This is a genomic window from Microlunatus panaciterrae, from assembly GCF_016907535.1.
Lineage (GTDB): Bacteria > Actinomycetota > Actinomycetes > Propionibacteriales > Propionibacteriaceae > Microlunatus > Microlunatus panaciterrae.
Genome location: NZ_JAFBCF010000001.1, coordinates 2,215,226 through 2,241,974, shown reverse-complemented (window position 1 = coordinate 2,241,974; position 26,749 = coordinate 2,215,226). Strand labels below are relative to the sequence as shown.

Genomic DNA, 26,749 nt, shown 5'->3' with positions numbered 1-26,749 from the left:
TGAGTACGCACCGTCACGCTAGCAGGAGGAGGACGGCGTAACCGTCCCCAGCCGCCGTTGGAGGTATCGCCGTTCGGTGTCGCTCGGGGCAAGTTCCAAAGCCTCGCCATAGGCCGCGGCAGCCTCCGCGCTTCGCCCCAACCGGTGCAGCAGGTCAGCGCGGGTGGCGGGCAACAGGTGGTAGCCGGCGAGCTCTGGCGAGGACCGCAGCGCATCGACCAGCTCGAGGCCGGCTCCGGGGCCCTCGGCCATGCTCACGGCCACCGCACGGTTGAGCTCGACTACCGGGGACGGGACGAACTCCGCCAGCCGTCCGTAGAGGGCCGCAATCTGCGACCAGTCCGTGTCGTCCGCGACGGCGGCCGTCGCATGACACGCCGCGATCGCGGCCTGCACCTGGTATGGGCCGGGCCGCGCCTGGCGAAGCGCCGCGTCCAGGACCCCAGTGGCCTCGACGATCTGGGTCTGGTTCCACCGGCTGCGGTCCTGGTCTTGGAGCGTCACGAGCTCGCCGCGTTCGTCGACCCGGGTGACCCGCCGGGCGTCGTGCAGCAACATGAGGGCCAGCAGACCCTGCGCTTCGGGCTCGTGGGGCATCAGGCCGACCAGGAGTCTCGCAAGCCTGATCGCCTCGTCACTGAGGTCGCGGCGCGTCAGCAGTGCACCTGCCGTAGCCGCATAGCCTTCGTTGAACACCAGGTAGAGAACGGACAGGACTCCGGGCAGGCGTTCGGGCAGCAGGTGGCTGGGCGGTACCTGGTAGGGGATCCCGGCGTGTCGGATCTTCTGTCGCGCCCGTACAAGTCGCTTGGCCATCGTCGGCTCGGCCACCAGAAACGCCTTGGCGATCTCGGCCGTCGACAACCCGGCGAGGGTGCGCAGGGCGAGGGCGACCTGCGACTCCAGGGCCAGCGCCGGGTGGCAGCAGGTGAAGATGAGCCTCAGCTGGTCGTCGGGGAGATCGGGGTCCTCCTCCGCGCTGGTGCGCTCGGTCAACAGGGCCACCTCTCGGAGCTTTCCCGAACCAACCGCCTGCCGCCGGAGGAGGTCCACAGCACGGTTGCGTGCCGTCGTCGTCAGCCAGGCCCCTGGTCGCGCCGGTATCCCATCCCGCGACCAGACCTGCAGTGCCTGGGCGAAGGCGTCCTGGGTGCAGTCCTCGGCGAGGTCCCAGTTGCCGGTGATGCGAATCAGGGTCGCGACGATCTGGGTCCGCTCTTCGGCGAAGGCGCGGACCGCGGCTGCCTCCACCTGCCCGGTCACGGGAGGTACCGACTCACGGATGACACGCGATCATGGGGTGTAAAGGGGGCGGATCTCGATCGTCCCGTAGCGCGCAACAGGATGTTGGGAGGCCACCGCGATGGCCTCGTCCAGATCGGCGCAGTCGATCACGCACACCCCACCGATCTGCTCCTTGGTCTCCGCGAAGGGTCCGTCGCCAAGCAACACCTGGTGATCCCGCGCCCGCACCGTGGTGGCGTCGCTGGGCGGCCGCAAGCCGGTGCTGCTCTCCAGAATGCGACGGCGCCGCATGTCCTCGGTCCAGCTCCCGCACCCCTCCTCGAGGTGCTGTTCGGCCACCTCCGGTTCGGCGCACAGCAACAGCATGTACTTCATCGGGGTTCCTTTCCCTGCCGGACCGGATGGGTGAGGTTCATGGTGGGGGTCATCAGACTTCCTCAGGAGTGGTGGCTGTGAGACAAGGACGGCGGTTGCCGGGCTCAAGGGGCTGTGAAGCGCGCGCTGATCGGGCCCGAAAGCCGACCGACGGGAAGTTGGCGACCACAGAGGACGAGGAGGAGGTCCTGGGCGGCCCCCAGCACCGCTGTCCCCGAGCCCAGGGACCAATCTATATCCGTCGCTCGCAGCTGGACGTCGCTCAGGTCGACGCCGAAGAACTTCCTGGGTCGGGGGCTGCTCAGATTGTCGAGCACCATGTGCAAGCGCTGTTCCGAGATGTCGCGTGGGATCCCCAGCGCGGTCGTCCAGTCGAGTCCGTGTACCACCTCGTGCGTCAGGGCTCCCTGGTAGCCGCCTCCCGGTGGCTTCCACCCGTCCTCGGCGTGAGCCCGGACGTCATGCAGGAGCTCGCTCGTCGACAACCTGGCGGCGTCACACCGAGCGCATCTGTCGGCCATCGCGTTGAAGTTGCCCCGTGACTTGACCATCTCCCACACGAATCGGGGGGCTGACTGGCGGTACGGCATGGTCACGTGTGCGACCACCTCCCGCACGCGCCACCCCGAGCACAGCGTGGGCAGGTCCCAATCGTCCGCACTCAGACCCGCGAGAAGATCGGCCAGTTCACGACGTTCGGCCGCGACTTCAGCCTTGGCGGCTCCGGCCATCACCCGATCGGCTCGACCCGGGCGAGGCCTGGGTCGGCGCGTGCTGTTGCTGTGCTGCATCTGGTCACACTCTTCTCTCTCTGGAAGTACAGTCACCCCACCGACGAACGGGAACGTCGCAGAAGGACACCCCTACCCGCGACACGGTGGCGGCCGAGCGTGCAGTGGCCTCCGCAGAAGAGTGAGCGCGGCACTGGCGGCGGCGTAGCGAACTGCGGGCGCGACGCCATCGCCGATCGATACACTCGGGGACTCCAAACCGAGGAAGGGCGGTGCAGGTGCCAGGAACGGTGGGGCGCACCGCCGCGCGTCAGTTCGGCACTATCGGGCGTCATCTCCGGCTGGCGTGGCCGGTGTTCCTGATTTTCCTCACGCAGCGGCTGCTCACGGTCGCGTTCGTGTACCACCAAGCCGGCGGGCTGCGTTGGCTGGTCACCCGGTGGGACGCCGGGTGGTACCTGGGGCTCGCAGAGGGCGGCTACGTCTACCCCAACCTCTTTCCCGATGGTCGACCACGGGTGAGCAACCTCGCGTTCTTCCCGCTCTATCCGTGGCTCGTACGCGGCATCGACGACATCGGCCCGCTCTCTCCGAGCCAGGCCCTGCTGGCCGTGTCGTGGTTCGGCGGGCTGCTGGCGGTGTGGGCGATCTTCGCCGTCGGGAACGCCCTGTACGGGCGCTGGGCCGGCATCGCACTGTCCGCGCTGTGGGGGATGGCACCGGCCTCGCTGGCGCTCACCATGGGTTACCCAGAGGGCCTGTTTACCGCCGCAGCGGCCGCGGCGCTGTTTTGCCTGATCCGCCGGCGTCCGGTCTGGGCGGGTGTCTGCGCGCTCGTCGCCGGCCTCTTGCGCCCGTCTGCCGTCGCGGTGATCGCCATGGTCGGGGTGTACTTCCTGGTGGAGCTCGGACGGTGGCTCGCGCTGCGTCGAGCACGATCCGGCGACGAGCCGACACCGCGTGGGCGTGCCGCGCCGAACAGCGCTGAGCCCTTCCCGGTTCGTGCATTCGTGGGTGCAGTCGTGTCGACGCTGGGACTGGGCGGGTTCATGGTCTACGTCGGGATCCGGACCGGTGAGGTGTTCGGTTACTTCACCGTCCAGGGCCAGTGGGGTCAGCAGACCGCCAGCATCGCGGGATATGTGCATGGCGTCGCGCAGGGGCTGTTCAATGCGGGGCCGGGATCATCCATACCGCTGAACATCGCCGTCTCGATCGTGTATCTGCTGTTGTTCTGCCTCATCCTGTTCGACCGCAAGCTCGCCTTCGCCAGCGTCTATGCCGCCGTCCTTCTCGTCATGAGCCTGACTCACGTCACGTACCAGAACGTCTACGCGCGACAGCTGCTGCCGGCGTTCGTCCTGCTCATCCCGTTGATCCGGCTGCGGGTCCCCCGCATTGGTGCGATCACCGCCCTGACCTTGGGCAGCATCGTCATGAGCTGGTGTAGCGCCCACTACCTCCTCACTTCAGCCTTGGCGTTGTGAGTGGGCGATGTCCTCGTGGATACGGTTGACCGTGGGCCACTCAGTTGACGTTGTCCCCAGATAGCGAGTGACTCGTCAAATTCGATATCGGACACTTCTTGACACTCCCCTGGTCCGGTGCCATCGTCCTGAATATGACCGGAGTACGGCACCGGTTGCGCCTTGAATTTCTGCGGGCTTACAGTCCGCCATTGATCATCGCTGCGCCCCTCTCAGATGTCATCACATTCGAGAATGAACGAGGAGCGGAAACCCTCAGCGCACCTCATGCCTGCGCCCCCACCTGCTGCATTGTGAGCCGCTTTGTCGACTCCGACTCGATCGCGGTAAGGAGTATGACGATCGGCGGTCCAAGCCACCGACCAGCCTCGTAACGTCTGATTCGCGCCGCCCCGGGACGGCTCCCGGGCCCTGGCACACATTGCAGGAGGATTCCGTGAGAACTCGCATCATCCGCATCACCATCTGCCTGATGGGCTTCGGCTTGGTTGCCGGCATTTCCCCGGCCGCGGTTGCTCGGCCAGCTCCCGAGTCGCGAAATGCCGCTGGTGCCTACCTGGCCCGTTTCGGCGCACCGGCCGGCGCCGGCGTAGTGGCCGGCCCGGACAGCCCCAGCTCGTTTGACGCCACTCTGCCGAATGGGCGCCGGGTCACCCCGGCCGGGATCAGCGTGCAGGTGGGCCAGAACCCACTGAACAGCGCCTTGACCCCGGATGGCCGCTACCTGGTCACGAGCAATGACGACGAGCGCAACACCACCGACATTGCCAGGTCCGTGGTGCCCACCGACACGAAGCCGGGCAGCGATGTCTCGAGGGGCCTGTACACCCTGGGCGTGATCCGGACGGCGGATATGACCCTGGTGGCCTCCGTTCCGGTCCCGAAGCGGCTGGCTCCCGCCAATCCGGGTTCGACGTTCAACGGGCGCACCAACGGCGACGGTGTTGCGGGTCTGTTCCTGGGGCTTGTCATCGTGCCCACGGCAGACGGCTACACGCTGTACGCGGCCGGCGGCGTCGCCGACGTGGTGTACCGCTACCCGATGCAGGCGGACGGAACGCTCGGCACACCGACCCAGATCCCCGTCCCGGTACCGAACGACAAGACGCAGGCCACCTACGGCATGGCGGCCCCCGGCTGGCTGACACTCTCAAAGGACGCGCGAACCCTGTACGTCGTCAACAACAACGGCAACAGCGTGACGCCGATCGACCTCACCTCGGCGCCACCGGTCGCAGGAACTCCGGTCCCCGTCGGTTATTTCCCGTACGCCGCCCAGCTGTACCGAGACAAGCTCTTTGTCAGCAACTGGGGCTTGACGCAACGCTCCTTTGCCGACGGTGAAGGCACGACCAATGCGAGCAAACGGCAGGTGCACCATGGCACGCCGTACATCGGCGGTGGATCGACCAACCTGTTTGCCAATCCGGTCACCGATCCCGAGAAGAGCTCCAGCCTCTCGGTGCTGTCCCTCAACAGCGGCACACCGGTGGCGCAGGGGTCGCTGAGCCTGGCCCGGCCGATCGACGGCGTGCACATCGTGGGTGGAACTCATCCCTCCGCACTTGCGCTGGCGAGGGGCGGTCACGGACGTCCAAGCGCGCTCTATGTGACGGACACCAACGAGGACCGGATCGCAGTCATCGATCCCGACAGCGAGCGGGTCGTGCGCAAGGTTGCGCTTCCCGCCCCGACCGTCGGAGACGTCTCGTCGTTGGATCAACGGGAACATGTGGTCTTCGGCCTGCAACCCAATGCGCTCGCGGTCAGCCCTGATCAGCGTCGCCTCTATGTGGCCGAGGCCGGTCTCAATTCCGTCGCAGTTTACGACCTTTACCGGCGGGCACAGAAGCCGCGTTTCCTGGGACGCATTCCAACGGGGTGGTACCCCACGGGTGTCACCGTTTCGGCGGACGGTGCGTCGCTGTTCATCACCAATGCCAAGGGTGCTGGTTCCCCTTACGGGTTCCAGGGCCCCGTCAACGGCGTCACCAGGGAAGTCAACTGGATGTTCGGGTCAGTGCAGAAAGTGGATCTCACGGCGCTTGACCTCAAGCGCTCGACCCATCGGGTCTATGCGAACACGGCGGTTCAGCGGAAACCGGACCGACACTTGCTGAGCACGCTGCAGCACAAGATCACCCACGTCGTCTATATCCTGCGAGAGAACAAGACGTATGACACCTATCTCGGTGACGACGCGATTCTCAACGCACGCGGCGCCAACGGCGGCGGGGGCGAATATGCACGCTACGCCGCCGATGTGCCCAATACCCGTAAGCTCGCTGAGCAGTTCGCTGTAGGCGACAATGTCTATGCAGATGCAGAAGAGAGCAATGCTGGCCATTCCTTTGCGCTCGCCGCCACGTCGACCGATTTCCAGCAGAAGACGCAACTCGAGCGCGGGGCACGGCCTCTGACCAATATCAAGAACCAGGATCCGGAGGACTACCCGCTCCGCGGCTACCTCTTCAACGCCATGGCTCGAGGCAAGCGGTCATTCAGAGACTACGGCGACAGCATCCGGATCAGCGGTTACGACGAGGGCTCCTTCAGCGACTACTGCGCCGATGACCCCAAACTTGGCTGCTCCAACACCACCTACAACAACATCCAGGACACCACCTCCCCGACGGTCGGCCTCGGTGGGCTGTACAGCGAGACCCTGCCCGCGCTGAAGGTGCTCGGCGGCCACCTTGATGAGCACTACCCAGGCTGGAACCTGCGGATCAGCGACCAGCGGCGCGCACGGGAATTCATCACCGACTTCCAGGCCCTGATCGACCAGGGGCGGGCCCCTCAGTTCACCTACGTGTGGCTGCCCGGTGACCACACCGGGGGATGCTCCACGGGCACGGTCAGCTGTCGACCCGACCAGGAAGTGATCGACAACGATAAGGCTCTCGGCCAGATTCTGGACTATCTCACCCACTCCGCCATCTGGCCGCGGACTGCGGTGTTTCTCGCCGAGGACGACGGGCAGAGTTCCCCCGACCATGTATCCCCGCACCGCACGTATTCGATGGTGATCTCTCCGTACGTCAAGCACGAGACGGTCATTCACCGGCTGTCGTCGACCGTGTCCATCCCCAAGACGATCGAGGAGATCCTCAATCTGCCGGCGATGGGCTACGGCGACCTTCTCGCCAACGATCTGCTCGACTGGTTCACGACCAAGCCCGATTACACGCCGTTCACTCCGGTGAGCGACTCGGCCTATCCGGCAGAGAAGCCGGTGCCGGCCGTTGCTCAGCGGATCTGGGACCTGACCGCCGAGCTGACCGATGAGGGCTATGACAATGCGACTGCGCAACTTGGTGTCCTGGACCGCCTGTACAACGAGTCCCGCCGACTCGCCGAGCACCCTCAGGCTGTCAAGGACTACGAGCGCAGGCAGGAGGCGCTCTATGCACAGGCCCGCCGGGTTGCGGCGTCGGGCGGATAGCCCGCGCGGCAGCAAGAGCTCTGGTGGACCCGGATCCACGGATGGGTAGACGCCGCTGGACGGTGGTGGAAACGCGCAGCAGCCGGTACCGTCGCCGTACTTCGCTGCTACACGGCAACCCACCATTGGAGGAGCGCGCGGATGTCACTCACCCGGATCCACAACTTGTCCATCTCCCTCGACGGCTTCGCCACCGGTGAGCCTCAGTCGGCCGAAGCGCCGTTCGGCCATGCGGGCCAGCGTCTCCATCAGTGGATGTTCGGTACGCGATTCTGGGACGCGAGTGGAACCGCGGGGGTCGACGACGCCTTCGCCGAGCGTCACAGTCAGGGCATCGGCGCCGAGATCATGGGGGCCCACAAGTTCGGTCCGCCCGGCTGGCAGGACGACCGGGAGTGGAAGGGCTGGTGGGGGCCGAACCCGCCGTTTCACACCCCGACCTTCGTGCTCACTCACCATCCGCGGCCCTCGATCGAGATGGAGGGCGGCACCACGTTCCACTTCCTCAACGCCGCCCCAGCGGAGGCTCTCGATACCGCCCGCGAGGCAGCCAATGGCCTGGACGTCCGGATCGGCGGCGGACCGAGCGTCGTACGGGACTTCCTCGCGGCCGGGCTCGTCGACCACATGCACCTGGTCCAGGTCCCGATCGTGCTTGGCCGTGGCGTCCGGATCTGGGACGGCTTGGAGGCCCTCGAGGATGCGTACGACGTCGAGGCGGTCTCGTCGCCCAGCGGCGTCACCCACCTGACGTTCACGCGGAGGGTCGCCCCGTGACGCGACCCGACTGCAGGTCCTGACGGGAGGGCAGTGGTGGAAGAAAAGCCCTTGGTTGAGGGCCGCAACGGGCGGACTCAGCTGGGAAATCGCTGGCGCACCCGGAGAGATTCGAACTCCCAACCTTCTGATCCGTAGTCAGATGCTCTATCCGTTGAGCTACGGGTGCGTGCCGCTCTTTCGAGCAACGACGTGAAAGTCTAGCGACTAGGAGGGCGATGGACCAATCCGCCTCAGCACCCGCGCCAGTCCTTGACCAGACCACGACCGAACTGGTACGGCCAGTTTGACAGGAATGCGCGTTCACCTATTGTTCAAGGGGCGTAAACGATAGCGTCTGTCGCAGGTGTTGCCCGACATCTGTGTGTCTCGGCCTGAGGATTAGGGAACCTTGTGACCACCCTGTTGTTCGTCGTGATCGCCGTCATCCTGGTGGCGCTGGTCTTCGACTTCACCAACGGCTTCCACGACAGCGCCAACGCGATGGCGGGTCCGGTCGCCACCGGTGCCCTCAAGCCCCGCACCGCGGTCATCATCGCCGCCGTGCTCAACCTCGTGGGCGCCTGTCTGTCCACCGAGGTCGCCAAGACCATCTCCAACGGATTCTTCGACGAGGCCCTGATCACCGCGCCCATCATCCTGGCGGGCCTGGTCGGCGCCATCGTCTGGAACCTGCTGACCTGGCTGCTGGGCCTCCCGTCCAGCTCGTCCCACGCCCTGTTCGGTGGCCTCATCGGGGCCGTGATCGTGGGCGCCGGGTTCTCCTCGGTCAACGTCTCGGTGGTGATGTCGAAGGTACTGCTGCCGGCCCTGATCGCCCCGGTGGTCGCGGGCATCGCCGCGGCACTGGCCACCCGGTTGGCCTATCGGGTCACCCGCAAGACGCCCAGCTCCCACAGCGAGACCGGCTTCAAGTACGGCCAGGCCTTCACCGCCTCGCTCGTCTCGCTGGCGCACGGCACCTCCGACGGCCAGAAGACGATGGGCGTGATCACGCTGGTACTGATCGCCGCCGGACTGCAGCCGGCCCAGACCGGGCCGCAGTGGTGGGTGATCCTGGCCGCAGGACTCGCGATCGGGCTGGGCACCTACTCGGGTGGCTGGCGGATCATGCGCACCATGGGCAAGGGCATCGTCGAGATCGAGACTCCCCAGGGCTCAGCCGCCGGCGCGGCCTCGACCGCCACCATCCTGGCCTCGTCCCACCTCGGCTTCGGCCTCTCCACCACCCACGTCAGCACAGGCAGCATCCTCGGCTCCGGGATCGGTCGCAAGGGCGCCGAGGTCCGCTGGAGCGTCGCCCGCAGGATGCTGTACGCGTGGCTGCTCACCCTTCCGGGTGCGGGGCTGGTCGCCGGCCTGGCTGCCCTGCTCTCCGGCCTCGGCATCGGCGGCGTGATCGCCCTGCTCGTCCTCCTGGTCGTCGCCTGCGTGGCCATCTGGGCCGTCTCCCGCAAGCACGTCATCAGCCGCCACAACGTCACCGACAGCCACGAGGTGATGGTGCTGGCCTCCGCCGCGGCGAAGAGCTTCGCCAACGACCCGCGGTTCGGCGACGCCGACAAGCGCGCCAAGTCGACCACCGCGAAGGAGCAGCTGTGAAGATCGACTGGACCGCTCTCGGCGTCGTCTCGGCCGTCTCCGTCGTCTCGACCGTGCTCTTCGTGCTGCTGCTCTCCCTCGGCGTCCGCTTCGTCTCAGCGGCCCGGCTTCGGGCCAACCAGGGCGAGACCTCGGCCGCTGTCCTCGGGTTCGGCTACACCTTCATCGCGCTGGCCGGCCTGCTGGTGCTGTTCGGCATCTACCTGATCGTTCCCCAGTTCCACTGACGCGAGCGGGTACGCCCCGTACCCGCTGCCCGCGGGACCTGGTTACGTCCCCAGCCGCCGAGTGGTGTTCGCCCCGTCCAACGACTCGCGGATGATGTCGGCATGGCCGGAGTGGTGCGCCGTCTCTCTCAGCAGATGCAGCAGGATCCGTCGGGTGGTCCAGTACTGCGTCTCCGGCGGAGACCAGGGCGCCTCGGGTAGTGGCACCCGCCGCTCGAGGTCCGGCAGGGACGCGACAGCCGCGTCGGTGGTCCTGATCGCCTCCGCATACTCCGCCAGCAGGCCCGCCAGCGTGTCACCCTCGGTCAGGTAGTACTGCTCGAAGTCGAACATCCCTTCCGGATCACCGGGCTGTTCGGTCATCACATGGGTCCACACCCGCTCCGTGCGGGCCAGGTGCTTCACCACCCCGCCCAGCGTCAGGTCACTCACCGTGCTGCGGGACGCGGCCTGTTCCTCGGTCACGTCACGCAGCGTGATCAGCAGGGTCTCGCGCTGCTCGGCGAGCATCTCCAGGAGTTCGGACTGCTCGTCGAAGGCTGTCTGTGTGGTCATGGGGTTCCTTTCGGCTCAGAGACGCAACATCGCCGCACGGGGTCGGCATTCCGTCCCCGCAGCCGGCTCGTGACTCGCTGTGAGCAGCCTCACACCAGAAACTGGACTGGTTTGGATAAGACCAGTAGTGGTGGTGGGCTATGGTCATACCACTATCGCTACTGGTCCTATTGGAGTCGCCTCATGACCACTCTTGTCCGGCCCCCGCTGGTTACCGCCCCACTGCCCACGACCCACTCGCGGCTGCTGGCCTGGGTGCGCGAGGTCGCCGAGCTGACCCGGCCTGCCGCCATCCGGTGGTGTGACGGCTCTGCCGCGGAGTGGGAGGAACTCACCGGCGAACTGGTACGAGCGGGCACCCTGATCCGGCTCAACCCGGCCGTCAAGCCGAACTCGTTCTATACCCGTACGGATCCCACCGACGTCGCGCGCGTCGAGGACCGCACGTTCATCTGCTCCCGCGACGAGGCGGACTCCGGCCCGACCAACAACTGGGTGGCGCCGGAGGAGATGAAGGCCACCATGACCGAGCTTTACCGAGGCTCGATGCGCGGCCGGACGATGTATGTCCTTCCCTTCTGCATGGGTCCGCTCGACGCCGATCAGCCGATGTTCGGAGTGGAGATCACCGACTCCGCCTACGTCGCCATCAGCATGGGCATCATGACGCGGATGGGTTCCGACGTCCTGGCGGCGATGAGCGCCGGCGGCGATGCGCCGTTCGTCCCCTGCCTGCACTCGGTGGGTCACCCACTCGAGCCCGGCGAGCCTGACTTGCCATGGCCCTGCAACGAGACCAAGTACATCAGCCACTTCCCCGAGGAGCGGATGATCTGGAGCTACGGCTCCGGCTATGGCGGCAACTCCCTGCTCGGCAAGAAGTGCTACTCGCTGCGGATCGCCAGCGCGATCGCCCGGGACGAGGGCTGGCTGGCCGAGCACATGCTCATCTTGAAACTGACCTCACCGGCGGGGAAGACCTATCACCTGGTGGCCGCCTTCCCCAGCGCCTGCGGCAAGACGAACCTGGCGATGCTGGAGCCCACCATCCCCGGCTGGCAGGTGGAGACGCTGGGCGACGACATCGCGTGGATGCGGTTCGGCTCCGACGGGCGGCTGTATGCGGTGAACCCGGAGTACGGCTTCTTCGGGGTCGCCCCCGGCACCGGCTGGCACACCAACCCCAACGCGATGCGGACCATCGAACGAGGCAACTCGCTGTTCACCAACGTTGCCCTGACCAACGACGGCGACGTGTGGTGGGAGGGGCAGACGCCACGGCCACCAAGCCAGCTGACCGACTGGATGGGTCGCTACTGGACGCCCGACCAGGGACCCGCGGGCGGCACGCCCCGGGAGCCCGCCGCCCACCCGAACAGCCGGTTCTGCACCCCGATCAAGCAGTGCCCCATCCTGTCCGAGGACTTCGACAGCCCGACCGGGGTGCCGATCGACGCCATCCTCTTCGGCGGTCGACGGGCCACCACGGTCCCGCTGGTGGCCGAGGCGCGGGACTGGGCGCATGGCGTCTTCCTGGGGGCCACGCTGTCCAGCGAGACCACCGCAGCGGCCACCGGCAAGGTCGGGGTGGTGCGCCGGGATCCGATGGCCATGCTGCCCTTCCTCGGCTACAACGTGGCCGACTACTTCAGCCACTGGCTCGAGCTCGGCAAGCAGCACTCCGGGAGACTGCCGCAGATCTTCTACGTCAACTGGTTCCGCAAGAAAGCCGACGGCACCTTCCTCTGGCCCGGCTTCGGCGAGAACGGCCGGGTGCTCAAATGGGCGATCGAGCGGATGGAGGGAACGGCCGACGCGGTCGACACCCCCGTCGGCCTGGTCCCGGCCGCCGGCTCCCTGGACGTGGCGGGTCTGCACCTCACCCCGGCCGAGGTCGAAGCGGCCGTGGCCTTCGACGCCGACGAATGGCGCACCGAGGTGCCCCTGATCGAGGAGTGGTTCGACCTGATCGGTGAGCGGATCCCGACCGAGCTGCTCACCGAGCTCGACCTCCTCAAGTCACGTCTGGACGAGGATTGAGCCCACGCGGCTCCGACGCCCTGAGCTTGTCGACGGGCGACCCCACGCACCCTGAGCTTGTCGAAGGGCGACCCCACGCACCCTGAGCTTGTCGAAGGGCCGACCACGCGGCCTGGGACCGTCGAAGGGCTGACGATGTAGAACCACAACTCGCGTTCTGTCGAGATCTGGGCTGGGATCGGCTCTTGGGGGCTGCAGAAGTCGCGTTCTGCCGAGTTTTCGACCGGGACCGGCGCCTGGTGAGGGACTTGCACCGACCAACGGCCAGCCCGAGCCTGCAGCCGCACAGCGGCCGGAGGTTCGGATGCAAGAAAACGACCAGTCATCAGGCCCGGGCCGGACGGCTCAGCCTTGCGGCGATGCAACATCCCCAACGAGTGGTCGATTCCTTGCAGGGCACCCCCTTCGTCAGCCTCAGGGCGCGGCCTGCCACCGGCTCACGGCCGCACCTTCAGGGACGCTGGAAGGCGCCGGACTCGAACAGGTCGAGCCACCCCTGCCCTTGCGGGTAGGCCCACTGTTGCACCGAGGCCGGGAACATCTCGGCGCCGTTGCCGGGGGCGGTGGGCGCCCGGTAGCGGCCGTTGACCACACTCACCGGCGACACGAAGTGCTCGTGCAGGTGGTCGACGAACTCGATCACCCGCCCCTCCTGGCTGGTCGAGATGATCGCGTAGTCCACGAAGGAGAAGTGCACCACCAGCTCGCACAGGCCGACGCCACCGGCGTGCGGGCAGACCGGGATGCCGAACTTCTTGGCCAGCAGCATGTTGGCGAGGTTCTCGTTCGGCCCGGCAACCCGGGTCGAGTCGATCTGCATGATGTCGATCGCCTCGGCCTGCAGCAGCTGCTTGAAGATGATCCGGTTCTGTACCGCCTCGCCGGTCGCCACCTTGATCGGAGCGATCTCCCCGCGGATGCGGGCGTGGCCCAGCACATCGTCCGGGCTGGTCGGCTCCTCCACCCAATACACGTCGAAAGGTGCGAGCGCGTTGATCCAGTCGGCCGCCTCGTGCACCTCCCACTTCTGGTTGGCGTCGATCGCGATCGGCACGTCCGGTCCGACGGTTTCGCGGGCGAGCTTCATCCGGCGCACGTCGTCCTCAAGCGAACCACCCACCTTGAGCTTGATCAGCCCGAAGCCTTCGTCGACGGCCTCCCGTGCGAGTCGCTGCATCTTCTCGTCCGAGTAGCCCAGCCACCCGGCGGAGGTGGTGTACGCGGGGAAGCCGTGCTCCTTCAGCTCGGCGATGCGCTCCTCCTTGCCCTGCTGGCCATCGGTGAAGATCGCCAAGGCCTCGTCCTCAGTGATGGCGTCCCGCAGGTGGGAGAAGTCAACCGCCTCGACCAGTTCCTCCGGCGCCATCCGCGCCAACAACTCCCACAGCGGCAGGCCGGCGCGCTTCGCCTTGATGTCCCAGAGCGCGTTGACCACGGCGCCCGCCGCCATGTGCGAGGCACCCTTCTCGGGGCCGATCCAGCGGAACTGCGAGTCGTGTACCAGCCGGTCCGAGACGTAGCCCAGGTGGCCGAGCATGGTCTCCAGGTCTTCGTTCGGCAACAGCCGGACCGCCGACTCGATGGCGGCGGCGACCACCTCGTTGCCCCGGCCGCCCGTGAAGACGAGGGCATGCCCATCCGGTCCTTCATCGGTCTGCAGATGAAGGTAGGCGGCCGAGTAGTCGGGGTCGACGTTGACCGCGTCGGAGCCGTCCAACTCCAACGAGGTCGGGAACCTGACGTCGGTCACGGTCGCGTTGATGATCTGGGACACGTGGGTCATTCCTGTCTGCCTGGGGGTCGGCGTTGAACCATCAGACTAGCCCTGTCGACTCATGCATCCGATGAATCGAGAAATCGTTGCGCTTAATCTCTCACAGGAATCGTCAAATAGCGAGTTTTCATCTGATCTATCTTCGCGTACGTGGGTTCGATCCGGCGATTCATCTGACGAACCCCTGCGGCGGACCGTGCTCAGCTTTCGCCGGAGCGATAGGCCACCACGTCGATCTCGACCAGGATGCCCAGCAGCGTCGAGCCGACCGTGGTCCGGACCGGGTAGGGCTCGGTGAGCACCGTGCGATAGACGGCGTCGTAACCGGCGAAGTCCCGCTCGACGTCCTGCAGGTGCGTAGTGACCTTGACGACGTCGGCGAAGGTCAGACCGTCAGCCGCCAAGATCGCCTGGAGGTTGGCCAGCACCTGCGCCGTCTGCTCCTCGATGGTCTCGCCGACGACCTTGCCGGTCTCCGGATCCTGCGGCCCCATCCCGGCAGTGAAGAGGAACGGACCAGCGGCGATCGCCTGGGAATAGCTGCCGCCGGGCTTGGGCGCCTGGTCGGACTGGAGCACGGTGCGCATGGGAGTACCTCCGGGTGTTGGGGCGGGCCCGATCGGCCCTGGCGTCAGCATCCGACCCTAGTGCCCCTCCCGTCACGCCCTTCGACAGGCTCAGGGCACGTGGGCCGTCTCCCGTGCATCCGCGCTCTGAGCTTGTCGAAAAGCAAACCGGGGAATGTTGCCCTTCGACAGGCTCAGGGCACGTCGACAGCTCCCGTGCAACCACGCTCTGAGCTTGTCGAAGAGCAAACCGCGGGGATGTTGCCCTTCGACAAGCTCAGGGCACGTAGACAGGCTCCCGTGCAACCGCGCTCTGAGCTTGTCGAAGAGCGAACCGGGGGGAATGTTGCCCTTCGCCAGGCTCAGGGCACGCGACAGCACGCCGGACGCTAGCCCAGCCGGTCGGCTGCGAAGCGGAGGTAGTGCTGCCAGTCCTCCGGAAGGATGTCGTGTTCGCCCTCGCGCAGGTGGTAGCCGATGGCAGGCTCGCCAGCAGGACGATCGGCGCCGAACAGGTCGAAGACCGGGGCAGCGGCCAGAGCGGAGAGCCGCTCGCCCTCCGGGTCCGACCAGAGGTCCTCCCTGGCGCTCGCCACGTAGACCAGCCTTGGCGCGATCGCAGCCAGCAGCAGATGCTGATCCACCGGCAGGTCGTCCTCACGGCCGGCGAACTCGGCGAACCGCGGGCAGAACCAGTGCGGGAATCGGCTGGTGATGTCGTGGACGGACTCCCCGAACGGTCGGCGAGACGGTGAGGCGCCGCCGCAGCCGGACTCGTTGCTGACCACCAGCGCGAACCGCTCGTCCTGGGCCGCAGCCCAGAGGGCAGCCTTGCCCAACCGGGAGTGCCCGACCGCGAGGATCCGATCGGGATCCACGCCGGGCTGGTCGCTCAGCACCTCCAGCAGTCTGGACAGAGCCCAGGCCCACACCCCCAGAGTCCCCCAGTCACTGCCCGAGCGGTGCTGCGAGAAGTCGGCCAGCAGCCCCCGGACGCCGTGCGCCGCCCCCTCCGGATGGTCCGGCTCGACGTCGCCGCAGAACGCGGTCGCCGCCCCGAACCCGCTGTCGATGATCATGTCGATCGGCCAACGGTGGGCCAACGAGCCACGCCCGCCGGCGGTCGCAGGGTCGACGGTCGGCTGGCCGCCGGGTGGGTACTGCTCAGCGCGCGCCGGCCGGATCCGGGGATCCGGGTCGACCGTGTGGTTGCCGGAGAAGTTGAGGCCGACGAACACCGGGACCGCGCACTTGGCGCCGGTGGGCAGATAGAGCAGCAGTTGCACGGTCCGCTCTCCGGCCGGGCCGGTGATCACGACATCGACCTCACGGCGTACCGCGCGACCGCCGAGGACGATGTCCTCCCTATGGGTCCTTGCAACGGCCTCGAGCGACAGGTCGGGGGTGTGCCCATAGACGTACTCGGCGAACAGCTCCAGCAGTTCCGGCCGGCGTCGCGCCAGCCACTCCTCGGCAGTGCTGATCGTGGACCCGTCCAGACAGCGGAGGGCCGCCGGTGCCATCGGCTCGTCCGGCGCCATGATCAGTAGCTCTTGTCCGGGTCGACGACACCGGCGAGTGGCGCGCCCTCTCGCAGCAGCCGGACGTTCTCCTCCACCCGGGTGGCCAGCATCGGCTGGATCATCTCGAACGTGTCGGCCGTGTGCGGGGTGATGAGGCAGTTGTCGAGCTCCCACAGCGGATGCCCGTCGGGCAGCGGTTCGGGGTCGGTGACGTCGATCCCGGCGCCGGCGATAGCCCCGGTGCGCAGCGCCGTCACCAGGTCGTCGGTGACGACGATCGGGCCGCGAGCGATGTTGATGAGCCAGGCGGTGGGCTTCATCAGCTCGAACTGCCTGGCGGCGAACATGCCGCGGGTCTGTTCGGTCAGCGCGGCGGCGAGCATCACCACATCGGCGTCGGGCAACGCCTCGTCGAGCTGGGCCAGTGTGAGGGTACGGTCGGCGCCGGGCAGCGGCTGGTCCGTGTTGCGGACCACCGTGACCCGGGTACGGAACGGAGCGATCAACCGCATGAACTCCTGCGCGATCCCGCCCGCACCGACCACGGTGACGTTCAGGTCGTAGAGCATGGTGGCCTTCTGCGCCCCCCAGGAGCGGGCCCGGACCCGCTCCGGCAGGTCGCGCAGCCCGGCCAAGGTCAACGCCAGGGCGTGCTCGGCCACCGGCTCGGCGAAGGAGCCCTTGGCGCAGGTCCAGACGCGGCCATCGTGGAAGTCGACCTTGCCGACGAAACCGTCGACCCCCGCCCCTGGGAGCTGCACCCAGCGTAGGTCCGGCGCCGACAAAGCGGCCTGGATGTCCGCCTCGCCTTCGAACCCGGCCCAGACCAGCCCGTCGGCGACCTCGCCGGGGGCGACCACCACACCCCCGGCTCGCTCGACCGCCTCAGGCAGCACGTGGGCGGCGTTCGGGCCGATCATGATCCGCGGACGGTCGATCGCTGTGGTCATCTGTGGGTCCCTGTCGATCGTGGGTGGTGGTGAGATCACTACCTGGTCAGGCTGGTGTCTGGGACGAAACTACCTAAAGAGCCGAGCTGCGACCCCGGCGGGCGGGCCGTGGCGTTCTCAGTCCGAGCCGCCGATGATCTCGTTCGTCATCACCCGATTGCCGGCCAGCAGACCTCCGTCGACGGGGAGCGTCACCCCGGTGATCCACGCGGCGGCGTCGGAGGCCAGGAACAGCAGCGCTGCGCTGACGTCCTCGGGTCGACCGACCCTGCCGAGCGGGTACCACTTGGCCAGCCGTTCGAACACCTGCGGGTCCGCCGCGGCCCGCTCGTCCCAGTGCGGGGTCGCGATGGTGCCGGGAGCGACCGCGTTGCAGCGGATCCCATCGGGACCGTGCCGTACGGCGATCGACTGCGTCAGGTTGATCAAGCCCGCCTTCGCCGCCGAGTAGACCTCGTTGCCGAAGTACTGCACGCCGTTGACCGACGACATGTTGAGGATCACGCCACTGTGCTGGGCCTGCATCGTGGGCAGCACCGCCTGGATCATCCGCAGCGCGCCACCGAGGTTGACGTCAAGCTCCGCGGTCAGCGTCGCATCGGCCAACTGGCCGAAGTCCTGGTCGGTGCAGACCATCGCATTGTTGATCAACACGTCCAGCCGGCCGTACCGCTCCACCACCCACGCCACCAGGTCGCGGATCTGCTTCCCGTCCCGCACATCCAGCAGCCGTACCGTGCAGAGGGGCTGCCCTTCCGCCGTCTCGCGGGCCCCCGCCTCGTCGATGTCGGTCACGATGACCTGATCACCCCGTGCGGCGAACTCCCGCGCGGTCACCCGGCCGATGCCGGACCCGGCCCCGGTGATCAGAACGACCCTGCTGCCAGCCCTGGTCTCGGTCACGACCCCGACAATAGAGCAGCACTGCCGGCGGGCAGGCAGAACCCCGGCCTGACGGATCAGCCAAGAGCTGCCGCCAGTCGCCGTGGTAACCGGTCGCCTCCCGCTCGGGTGAGCGAGCCGTCGCAGATCTGCTGATCATTGCGCCGCGACTACCGGCGTGCTATCCAGAAAACAGGCGCCCCGGGCGCGGCTGGGCACTGTCCCAGCGGAGAGGAACCTCATGATCACCACGTCCGTCCGCGCCGGATTCGTCACCGTGGCCCTGGTCCTCGGTGGCCTGGCTGCCACGCCTGCGCAGGCCGATGACCTGCCGACCGACGAGTGCCCCGCCGGGTACCGAGCTGACTTCAACGGCGACGGGTTCGCCGACAGCGTCGTCGCAGACCCGTACGCCACGGTCGCCGGTCACACCCAGGCTGGGCGGCTGGTGGTGCTGTACGGCGACGCGGACGGCCGGGTCGGCGAAGGCGCCCGGGAAGTGCTGACCCAGGGTGCGGACGCCATCGGCGGCGGGCCGGAGACCGGTGACCGGTTCGGCTTCGCGCTCTCCGTGGCCGACATCGACTGCGACGGCTTCACCGATGTCGTCGTCGGCACCCCGTACGAGGACCTCGGCAGCACCGTCGACTCAGGCTGGGTCCAGATCGTCTGGGGTGCGGCCAGCGGACTCGGGACCGGCGGGGTGGCGAGAGGCGTCAGCAAGAGGGACTTCGGGGCGCCCATCCGCGCCAATGACCAGTTCGGCTACGCAGTGGACACACAGGAGGACTGGACCGATGGGGCGACTGGTGCGCCGAACGCGTATGTGCTGGCGATCGGTTCACCGGGCAGTGATGTCAACGGCCACGACGATGCCGGCTGGGTCGGTGTTGAGACCGCGGTGGACGGCGGCAGCAACCGGTTCTCGGTGACCCAGGACACCCCGGGCGTTGCCGGCGCAGCGGAGGCTGGCGACCGCTTCGGCGCCGCCGTTGCTGTGGGGCAGTTCCGCGGTGCGACAGGGACCATCGACGTCGCTGTCGGCAGCCCCAACGAGGACGTCGGCTCGGTCACCGATGCGGGTTCGGTGACCATCGTCCAGGACATCTACGACGAACCGACTGGTGCGGCGTACGACCAGAACAGCCCGGGCGTACCGGGAGTTGCGGAAGCCGGTGACCGGTTCGGTCGCAGCCTCGCCGACATCCGGGTCGCCAGCACGAGCCACCTGGCCGTAGGAGTGCCCGGCGAGGACATCGGCTCGGCGAGGAACGCCGGCTCCGTCCAGCTGTTCACAGCGACCGGAGTCCCGCTGAACACTCTCAGCCCGCGCACCGGCCTCACCCAGAACACGGCCGGCGTGAGCGGGGTCGCCGAGTCGGGCGACCTGTTCGGTGACCGGCTCGCTTTCGCCCCGCCCACTACCGGTGACCGGGTCACCCGGCTGGTGGTCGGCGTTCCGGGTGAGGATGCGGCCGCCGCAGACAGTGGTCTGGTGCAGGTCTTCCCCATCACCAACCTGGACGACGAGACGACGTTGCGGCAGGACTCCTCCGGTGTGCCCGGCGCGGTCGACGCGGGAGACCGGTTCGGTGCCAGCCTGGCGGTCGTGACCGGCCCGACAGAGAAGGCCCTGCTCGTTGGAGTGCCGGACGACGTCGACCACCCGGGCGGCATGGTGAACGTCATCCCGTTTAGCGGCGGCTTCGAGCGGCGGGCGTGGGTGCCCGGGCAGGGAGGCGTGCCGGCGGGCGGCAGCCGGTTTGGGGCCACGCTGGCCAGCGCAGGTCGGTAAGGGTCGCCAGAACGCCTCCCCGACCGCGAGTCCGCAACACCCGTGTTCACGATGCCGGGCACAAGGCCAACGAGCAGACCGACCAGGAATGCACACCGCCCGGGCCGTGGGGGCCCGGGCGGTGTCTGTCCTGTTCATGGCGGAGGCGGCGGGATTTGAACCCGCGAGAGGGGATGAACCCTCAACCCGCTTAGCAGGTCGTCACTTCACCGTTCCTCCGTGTCTGGAGCGCCCCCACCCGCGGCCGGCACGGGCAGCCTCCGATTCGGTGAACGGGGGTGCACGGTGTGGAACGAGACCAGAACTGACACCAGACTCTCTGGCTGCAAATGATCGGAGAAGGCTGCGCGCGGCGTCGGGGACCGCTGGGAACCACCCCAGACCCTGGTGCGCACAGCGGACCGTCGCCGGTGCTGCAGCCTGGTCCAGGTAACCGCTGCCTTATCAGGCGAGCCCGACGGGCGTGGGACCTACCGTTTCACGCTCAGGAGAGTCCGGCAGGATCCACGGACGTGGCCCGGTCTACGGCCCGTTGTCAAGCCGTTCGACAAGCAGGAGCTTCTCCTTGCAGAGGGGCAGCGCGAGCACCGTCTGGGCCACGTGTGCGTATGGCGAATCGCTGGCGGACGGTCGTGGACGCGTTGTTCAGTGTGGGCGTTGCTGTACTTCGCTGCTGTACTCGGACCTTCTGATCCGTAGATCCAGGCAGGTCGTCCAGTCACGTCCACTGTCGTGTGGCTTCTCCACGGATTATCCAGCGCGATTCGCTGAGTCCGGCTGCACGGCTGCTGCGTTGCTGTCACCGGTTGCTGTGTTGCTGTGAACCCGGTGCTCGCAAGAGACGCGAGCCGCCGCCAGAATCCTGAGTGCCTACCCGTTTATGTGACCCGGTGGACGAACGTGACTGGATCTCCGGTACTTTCCAGAAACGGCGCGCTCGGCGCTATCGGCGACCTCGCGGCGTCTTGACCCTTCGGTGGTGTCCCGGAATGCTGGTCGGAGGACCTCGACTCCGTCCCCTTGTCGAGGCCCGATGAACGCGATCTTGTCACACCCGACCAGTCTGCTGAGGCTTCCAGCAGTTCCCGGACAGCGCCACGTCAGAGGTGGTCACCTCACTGGCCTCCATGAATGTCTACCGGAGCAGCACTGAAGGGAGGACTCATTCATGAGCACGCGGACCGGTCGCGCCACGAGACCACGTACAGCAGCCGCTCTCGCGCTATCGGCTGGATTGCTGCAACTGGCGGCATGCTCCGGGAATGACGCCACCAGTAACGGCGCAAGTCCCTCGGCCGCAGCGTCGCCAAGTTCGAGCCCCTCGGTCACCGTCAAGACCGTCGGGTTCGACGAAACGTACCGCACCTCCGACGACGTCTCCGTGCAGATCAGTGAGATCAAGGTCGCGAAGCTGGGGCTCTTTCCTACGACGGAGGATCCCGACGCCAAGGAAGGCGACCCCTACATCATCCTCACGACCAAAACAACGAACGGGACCAAGTCGACGTTAGGATTCGCCCTTGCCGCTGTTCTCAAGTACGGGCCTAACAGGACCCAGGCGGCGCAGGTCTTGGTATTACCCGAGGAGGAGCCGATTTTCTACCTTGACCCCAACGAGGCAGGGGAGTACCGCTTCGGCTTCATCATCCCAAGCGAGTTTTACGACCAGGCGGTGATGAAGGTGACGGTATCGATCGACCCTCTTCGCACAGCAGTCTTCTCCGGCTCCATCACACCAACGTAGCCGTGCAAATCCTGCGCCGACCCAGTTCGGGCCCGTCTGCAACCGGGACCGTTCAGCCGGTACCCGTTGCTGCGAAAAGGGACACCGCAAACGCCGCTGGTGAACGGCCCACTAGACCCGGCGGGCCTCCGGCCCGAACACTTTATCCTCAACGGATCTCCTCGAATGCTCGACGCGTAGCGGCCCGCAGCGTAGCGAGGACACGCGAAGCGGCGGCGCGGAGCGCCGCCTTGATGTGGCGAGCGGTCTACCCAATGGTGCGCGGTGGGCCGTGGCCTTGGCCTGGGGCTTGCGGCAGGGTGAAGTTCTCGCGCTGCGTTGGTCGGACGTCGACCTGGACAAGGGCTTCCTGTGGATCGCAAAAGTCGGCTCCGCCCCGTCTATCGCCACGGTTGCGGCAGGCAGTGCGGTCTTACAGCCGGGCGGTGTCCGAATCGCATTCGGGAGAATGATGAGATTGGCCCGACCAAGTCGCAAGCAGGCCGGCGGATGACCGGTGTGCCGGAGGCCCTGGTGGAGATGTTGCGGCAGCATCGGGAGCAGCAGAACCTGGATCGGGAGCGGGCTCGGCAGCTCTGGACTGAGGGCGATTTGTGTTCACGAGCAAGACGGGTGGGCCGCTCAACCCGAACACCGACTACCGCGCGTGGAAGGCATTGACGAAGAGGGCGGGAGTTCGTGACGCTCGGCTGCACGATGCCAGGCACACTGCTGCGACGATCCTTCTGGTCCTTGGTGTCCCCGAGCGGACAGTGATGCAGGTGATGGGTTGGTCCTCGACAGCCATGGCCGCGAGGTATCAGCACGTGACGGATCCGATACGACGTGAGGTTGCCAGCCGCGTAGACAGTCTGTTGTGGGCTCCCGCCGACGACAAATGAGACCGAAAATGAGACCAGAAGCAAACAGCGCCGCCCGAGCCGTGGTGGCCCGGGCGGCGTTTGTCCTGTTCATGGCGGAGGCGGCGGGATTTGAACCCGCGAGAGGGGATGAACCCTCAACCCGCTTAGCAGGCGGGCGCCATAGACCGGACTAGGCGACGCCTCCAGATGGACAGCATTCGGCAGAGCCGAACGCTGGGCAAGACTACCGACTCTGCCCGCCGGTCGGCAAAGTGAGCGCCGCCAGGTGGCTGTCGGCGGCCGAAGTTCGGATGGTACAGGTTGCTTTTCCCACGTACAGTGGAGCCGGCCCAGGGTGCCTGGGCACGGCTGCCAAGCCGACGCCTGCGGCAACGGGAGGAACGTGTCCGAGGAGGAGTGGAGCTGGGATCTCCCAGAGGAGACTCAAGCCGCACTGCCGCCTCCGCGTCCGCGCCGGGTCCCGCCGTCGCGCGGCAAACGGGCCCTCCAGTCAGGTGACGACTTCCGCCGGGCCATGGTGCTGACCGTCGCCGGAACCGTACTTCCCGGGCTGGGCCTGATCGCCGCCAAGCGCCGGGTGGTCGGCACCGTGGTCCTGGGGCTGTTCGGTCTCACCCTGCTGAGCCTCGGGGTGTGGGCGCTGGTCGACCTGAAGAGCCTGCTGTCCATCGCCGTGAGGCCCACCGTCCTGCACACCCTGACCGTACTACTGGTGCTGGCCGCAGTCGTCTGGGTGGGCGTCGTGATCGGCAGCCACCTGGCGCTGCGGCCGGCTCGGCCCACCGCGGCCCAGCGGGTCACCGGTAGCGTCCTGGTCGGCTTCCTCGCCTTCGCCGTCGCGGCCCCGATGGCCGTCGCGGCCCGGTACAGCTATGACCAGGCCGGGCTGGTGTCGACCGTCTTCCAGAGCGGCAAGAAGTCCAAGAGCGCCACCCGCCCCACCTTCGCGCCACCCAGCAACCGCAAGGAGGACCCGTGGAAGGGCAAGCCGCGTGTGAACGTGCTGCTGCTCGGCGGGGACTCCGGCCCGGACCGGACCGGAACCCGCACCGACACCGTCATCCTGGCCAGCATCGACACCTCGACCGGCGATACAACCCTGTTCAGCCTGCCACGCAACACGGCGAGAATGCCGTTCCCGGCCGACTCACCGTTGCACCGCTACTACCCCCACGGCTTCACCGACGGCAACGGTGAGAACGCCGAGTTCTTCCTCAACGCGATCTACCAGAACGTGCCGGCGAACGTCCCGCCGGACGTCCTCGGCAGCACCGACAACCTGGGCGCCGACGCCCTCAAGCTCTCGGTGGGCACCGCGCTCGGCCTCAAGGTGGACTACTACATGTTGATCAACTTGAAGGGCTTCAAGCAGATGATCAACGCGCTCGGGGGCATCCGCCTCAACGTCAACACCTACATCCCGATCGGGGGCAGCATCGACCACGGCGTACTGCCGAGCGGATATCTCAAGCCAGGCAAGAACCAGCTCCTCGACGGCGAGCACGCCCTCTGGTACGCCCGCAGCCGCTGGGGTTCCGACGACTACGCCCGGATGGACCGGCAGCGCTGCGTGATCAACGCCATGATCCAGCAGGCGAACCCGGCGAACGTGCTGGCCCGCTATGAGGCGATCGCCAAGGCCGGCAAGGACATCATCCGCACCGACATCCCGCAGGAGATGCTGCCGATGATGGTCGAGCTCAGCCTCCGGGTGAAGGACGGCAATGTCCGCAGCATCGTGTTCCGGCACGGCAGTCAGGGGTTCTTCAGCAACAGACCCGACTTCGCGCTGATGCGTCAGCGGGTGAAGGCGGCCATCGGCGAGGCTAAGAAGGCCCCGACGCCGAAGCCGTCCAGCGCTCCGACGCAGTCGGCGTCAGGCAGGAGTGCGAAACCGCGCAAGTCGGCCACGACGCCGGCCAGCGAGGACGTGACCGACTCCTGCGCCTGGCGACCCGAGATCGCGGCCACCGCACAACCGCCACAAACCCGCTAGCCCCCCGGGTGGTACCCGCGCGACTCGTCCAACCGGCGCTGAACGGCACGGATGATCGCCAGGAAGTCGGGATCACGCATCCCCGCCAGGCACACGATGGAGTCACCGGACACGTGCGGCAGGCGGTGCACCAGCGTCACCCGGGTGCTCTGGGCGGTCACCTCGGCGATGTCCTTCCACTGCGCGGCGCTCTGGTGCCCGGGGCTCGAGATCCGGTACCCGTCGGCATCCAGCTCCACCCGATAGCGCAGCCGTCGGGTCGAATAGAGGGCCAGCGCAGCCCAGCCCACGCTGAGAACCAGCAACCCGATGCCGACCGGCACGAGCAGCGCCGTCCAGCCGGTCACCAGCTGCATCACGATCAGGACGGCGGCCAGCACAGCGACCACCGAGGACACCAGCAGTGCCCGCAACGGCGGCCGTTGCCGCAGGACGAAGGTGTCGGTCACGAGGGCTCCTCTGAAGGTCGCGGCACCGGGCCGGGTTCCGGCTCGACCGGTCGGCGACCGAGCCCTGCCCCGGTCGGCTGCGCGGCGTGGTGGCGCAGACCGAGCCCAGCCATGATCCCGGTCAGCTCACCGCCGCCCAGCACCTGCCGGCCGTTGACGAAGACGTCGTCGATGCCGTCCGCCAGCGCCCGCGGGCGGTCGTAGCTGGCGTTCGACCGGACCCGTGCCGGGTCAACGACGATCACATCCGCCGCAGCACCCGAGACGAGTGACCCACGACCGGCCAGCCCGAACCGGTCGGCAGGAGCCCGGCCGAAGCGCTGGGCCACCTGGGCCCAGGTGAGGTCGCCCCGATCGACGGTGAACACCGACAGGTAGCGGGCGAAACTGCCCCAACCGCGGGGATGCGGCCGCTGGCCGAGGAAGATCCCGTCCGAACCGCCCATGTGGGCGCGGTGGTTCAGGTGCAGGGCCATCTGGTCGTCGGTCCGTTCCTGCGGAACTCCCATCACCACACCCACCTCCAGCCGCGACGCGGCCATCACCCGTACGCCCAGCTGCGCCGGGCTGAGGTGCTGCCGGCGTGCCGCCTGGCTGAGGCTGAGCCCATGGGCCCAGGCGAACTCGGGGGCGGCGATGTGCGCCAAGGTGATGTTGTCAGCCCATCCGGGCCCCATGTCGGCCCGTGCCGCCATGATCGGGATCCAGTCGGCGATGATCTTGTCCTGGACCTCGGGCTTTGACAGCTGTTCGACCGCTGCCTCGAACCCGTCCTGCATCAGGTCGGGGGGCAGCATCAGCATCCCGAGCATGCTGCAGCCACGCGAGTACGGGTAGGAATCGAAGGTCAGGTCGACCCCGGCCCGCAGGGCCTGCTCGACCAGTCCGGTGATCAACTCCGGCCGGGCGTGGAAGTGCGAGATGTGCGCGCGGACGCGGCTGCCGCGACAGATCTCGACCACCTCGTCCACACCGGCGGCGGCGTTGTCCTCGTAGCCGCCGCGCATGTGGGTGACGTAGACCCCGCCGGCGGCGGCCACCGGTGCGCAGAGCGCGGTCAGCTCGGCCGTGTCCGCGAAGCAGCCGGGCACGTAGTCCAACCCGGTGGACATCCCTACCGCGCCCTCGGCCAGGCCTCGCCGGATGTGGTCCTGCATGGCCGCCAGCTGCGCGGCGTCCGGCCGGCCGCGATGGTCGGCCATCACCAGGTGACGGACCGTTCCGGCCGGGACCAGGTAGGCCACGTTGACCGGTGTGGTCTCGTCATAGCCGGCCAGCAGCTCCGCCACGCCGCCGCCGGTGTAGCCGGGGTGGGCTCCATTGATGGCAGCGAAGTAGTCCCGGGCGTAGCGGCCGTCCCCGGGGGCGAACGAGACCCCGTCCTGGCCGGCGATCACCGAGGTCACCCCCTGGCGCAACAGCGCCAAGGCGACGTCGGAGCTGAAGACCTGGGCGTCGGCGTGCGAGTGCGCGTCGATCAGACCCGGCAGCAGCAGACGGTCGGTGCAGTCGATCACGACGTCGTCCGGTGCCGGGTCGAGCTCGCCGATCCGGCCGATCCGGCCTGGCTGGCCGGAACGGCCGGGGACGATCTCCAGGTCGGCACGACGCCCCTGGTCAGCGATGCCGTCGACGACCGTGCCGCCGGCCAGGATGACGACACAGTCGACGGGGACGAGGTGGGACGGATCAGGGCCTGGGCTCATGCGGACGACGCTATCGC

21 protein-coding genes and 2 tRNA genes are annotated in these 26,749 nt (G+C 67.5%); 10 read left to right on the top strand and 13 right to left on the bottom strand.

Annotated elements, in window-relative coordinates; translation table 11 throughout:
• Positions 1–18 precede the first annotated feature (18 nt).
• From JOE57_RS10110 to JOE57_RS10100, 3 genes are all read right to left on the bottom strand, one after another.
• On the bottom strand, positions 19–1,263 hold the full coding sequence (locus JOE57_RS10110; RefSeq protein WP_338041248.1) for an RNA polymerase sigma factor: 1,245 nt from the start codon (positions 1,261–1,263) through the stop codon (positions 19–21).
• Positions 1,264–1,293: 30 nt separating this feature from the next.
• A complete protein-coding gene (locus tag JOE57_RS10105) occupies positions 1,294–1,620 on the bottom strand; it encodes a YciI family protein (protein WP_204917628.1) in 327 nt (108 codons plus the stop codon).
• 104 nt (positions 1,621–1,724) lie between these two features.
• On the bottom strand, positions 1,725–2,411 hold the full coding sequence (locus tag JOE57_RS10100) for a maleylpyruvate isomerase family mycothiol-dependent enzyme (RefSeq protein ID WP_239578912.1): 687 nt from the start codon (positions 2,409–2,411) through the stop codon (positions 1,725–1,727).
• A gap of 212 nt (positions 2,412–2,623) precedes the next feature.
• Between JOE57_RS10100 and JOE57_RS10095 the strand changes: the two genes are divergently transcribed.
• The 3 genes from JOE57_RS10095 to JOE57_RS10085 all read left to right on the top strand — a co-directional run bounded on the left by JOE57_RS10095 (position 2,624) and on the right by JOE57_RS10085 (position 8,060).
• The gene (locus JOE57_RS10095) at positions 2,624–3,838 is read left to right on the top strand and encodes a hypothetical protein (RefSeq protein ID WP_204917626.1); all 1,215 of its coding nucleotides are present in this window, start codon (positions 2,624–2,626) and stop codon (positions 3,836–3,838) included.
• Between the two features lie 436 nt (positions 3,839–4,274).
• Positions 4,275–7,283: an alkaline phosphatase family protein gene (locus tag JOE57_RS19175; RefSeq protein WP_204917624.1), complete on the top strand. Its 3,009-nt coding sequence runs from the start codon at positions 4,275–4,277 to the stop codon at positions 7,281–7,283.
• A 141-nt stretch (positions 7,284–7,424) separates the two neighbouring features.
• A complete protein-coding gene (locus tag JOE57_RS10085; RefSeq protein ID WP_204917622.1) occupies positions 7,425–8,060 on the top strand; it encodes a dihydrofolate reductase family protein in 636 nt (211 codons plus the stop codon).
• A 93-nt stretch (positions 8,061–8,153) separates the two neighbouring features.
• On the opposite strand, the gene JOE57_RS10080 is transcribed toward JOE57_RS10085, so the two are convergent.
• Positions 8,154–8,229, bottom strand: a tRNA-Arg gene (locus JOE57_RS10080).
• A gap of 224 nt (positions 8,230–8,453) precedes the next feature.
• Here JOE57_RS10080 and JOE57_RS10075 point away from each other — a divergent pair.
• Positions 8,454–9,662, top strand: coding sequence for an inorganic phosphate transporter (locus JOE57_RS10075; RefSeq protein WP_204917620.1), 1,209 nt, complete (start codon positions 8,454–8,456; stop codon positions 9,660–9,662).
• Entirely contained in the window at positions 9,659–9,889 is a 231-nt protein-coding gene (locus tag JOE57_RS10070) for a hypothetical protein (protein ID WP_204917619.1), read from the top strand. Before JOE57_RS10075 ends, JOE57_RS10070 begins: the two co-directional genes overlap by 4 nt.
• A 42-nt stretch (positions 9,890–9,931) precedes the next feature.
• Here JOE57_RS10070 and JOE57_RS10065 read toward each other — a convergent pair whose 3' ends face one another.
• Complete coding sequence (locus JOE57_RS10065) at positions 9,932–10,444, bottom strand: DinB family protein (protein WP_204917617.1); 513 nt, start codon at positions 10,442–10,444, stop codon at positions 9,932–9,934.
• A gap of 183 nt (positions 10,445–10,627) precedes the next feature.
• Between JOE57_RS10065 and JOE57_RS10060 the strand changes: the two genes are divergently transcribed.
• On the top strand, positions 10,628–12,484 hold the full coding sequence (locus JOE57_RS10060) for a phosphoenolpyruvate carboxykinase (GTP) (RefSeq protein ID WP_204917615.1): 1,857 nt from the start codon (positions 10,628–10,630) through the stop codon (positions 12,482–12,484).
• A 451-nt stretch (positions 12,485–12,935) separates the two neighbouring features.
• Here JOE57_RS10060 and JOE57_RS10055 read toward each other — a convergent pair whose 3' ends face one another.
• From JOE57_RS10055 to JOE57_RS10035, 5 genes are all read right to left on the bottom strand, one after another.
• Complete coding sequence (locus JOE57_RS10055) at positions 12,936–14,267, bottom strand: enolase C-terminal domain-like protein (protein WP_239578911.1); 1,332 nt, start codon at positions 14,265–14,267, stop codon at positions 12,936–12,938.
• A gap of 191 nt (positions 14,268–14,458) precedes the next feature.
• A complete protein-coding gene (locus JOE57_RS10050) occupies positions 14,459–14,845 on the bottom strand; it encodes a RidA family protein (protein ID WP_204917613.1) in 387 nt (128 codons plus the stop codon).
• Between the two features lie 368 nt (positions 14,846–15,213).
• Positions 15,214–16,365: an alpha/beta hydrolase family protein gene (locus JOE57_RS10045; protein ID WP_204917612.1), complete on the bottom strand. Its 1,152-nt coding sequence runs from the start codon at positions 16,363–16,365 to the stop codon at positions 15,214–15,216.
• 2 nt (positions 16,366–16,367) lie between these two features.
• Positions 16,368–17,297 carry a D-isomer specific 2-hydroxyacid dehydrogenase family protein gene (locus tag JOE57_RS10040; protein WP_204917610.1) on the bottom strand — a complete coding sequence of 310 codons (930 nt, stop codon included), beginning with the start codon at positions 17,295–17,297 and terminating at the stop codon, positions 16,368–16,370.
• Between the two features lie 117 nt (positions 17,298–17,414).
• Positions 17,415–18,200, bottom strand: coding sequence for a glucose 1-dehydrogenase (locus JOE57_RS10035; protein WP_204917608.1), 786 nt, complete (start codon positions 18,198–18,200; stop codon positions 17,415–17,417).
• Between the two features lie 220 nt (positions 18,201–18,420).
• Between JOE57_RS10035 and JOE57_RS10030 the strand changes: the two genes are divergently transcribed.
• The 3 genes from JOE57_RS10030 (at position 18,421) to JOE57_RS18955 (ending at position 22,599) form a co-directional block, all read left to right on the top strand.
• Positions 18,421–19,974, top strand: a complete 1,554-nt coding sequence (locus JOE57_RS10030) for an FG-GAP repeat domain-containing protein (RefSeq protein WP_204917606.1) — start codon at positions 18,421–18,423, stop codon at positions 19,972–19,974.
• Positions 19,975–21,142: 1,168 nt separating this feature from the next.
• The gene (locus tag JOE57_RS10025) at positions 21,143–21,718 is read left to right on the top strand and encodes a hypothetical protein (protein ID WP_204917604.1); all 576 of its coding nucleotides are present in this window, start codon (positions 21,143–21,145) and stop codon (positions 21,716–21,718) included.
• 593 nt (positions 21,719–22,311) lie between these two features.
• Positions 22,312–22,599: a tyrosine-type recombinase/integrase gene (locus JOE57_RS18955; RefSeq protein WP_204917602.1), complete on the top strand. Its 288-nt coding sequence runs from the start codon at positions 22,312–22,314 to the stop codon at positions 22,597–22,599.
• A 72-nt stretch (positions 22,600–22,671) separates the two neighbouring features.
• Here the strand turns inward: JOE57_RS18955 and JOE57_RS10015 are convergent.
• Positions 22,672–22,765: transfer RNA gene (locus JOE57_RS10015), tRNA-Ser, on the bottom strand.
• Positions 22,766–22,963: 198 nt separating this feature from the next.
• On the opposite strand from JOE57_RS10015, the gene JOE57_RS10010 reads away from it, so the two are divergent.
• Positions 22,964–24,577 (top strand): LCP family glycopolymer transferase, encoded by a 1,614-nt coding sequence (locus tag JOE57_RS10010; protein WP_338041247.1) that lies wholly within the window; start codon positions 22,964–22,966, stop codon positions 24,575–24,577.
• On the opposite strand, the gene JOE57_RS10005 is transcribed toward JOE57_RS10010, so the two are convergent.
• Together JOE57_RS10005 and JOE57_RS10000 are read right to left on the bottom strand one after the other, a co-directional pair.
• Positions 24,574–25,026: a hypothetical protein gene (locus JOE57_RS10005; protein WP_204917601.1), complete on the bottom strand. Its 453-nt coding sequence runs from the start codon at positions 25,024–25,026 to the stop codon at positions 24,574–24,576. The two genes, JOE57_RS10010 and JOE57_RS10005, sit on opposite strands and share 4 nt — an antisense overlap.
• A complete protein-coding gene (locus tag JOE57_RS10000; RefSeq protein WP_204917600.1) occupies positions 25,023–26,732 on the bottom strand; it encodes an N-acyl-D-amino-acid deacylase family protein in 1,710 nt (569 codons plus the stop codon). Before JOE57_RS10000 ends, JOE57_RS10005 begins: the two co-directional genes overlap by 4 nt.
• Positions 26,733–26,749: the final 17 nt, after the last annotated feature.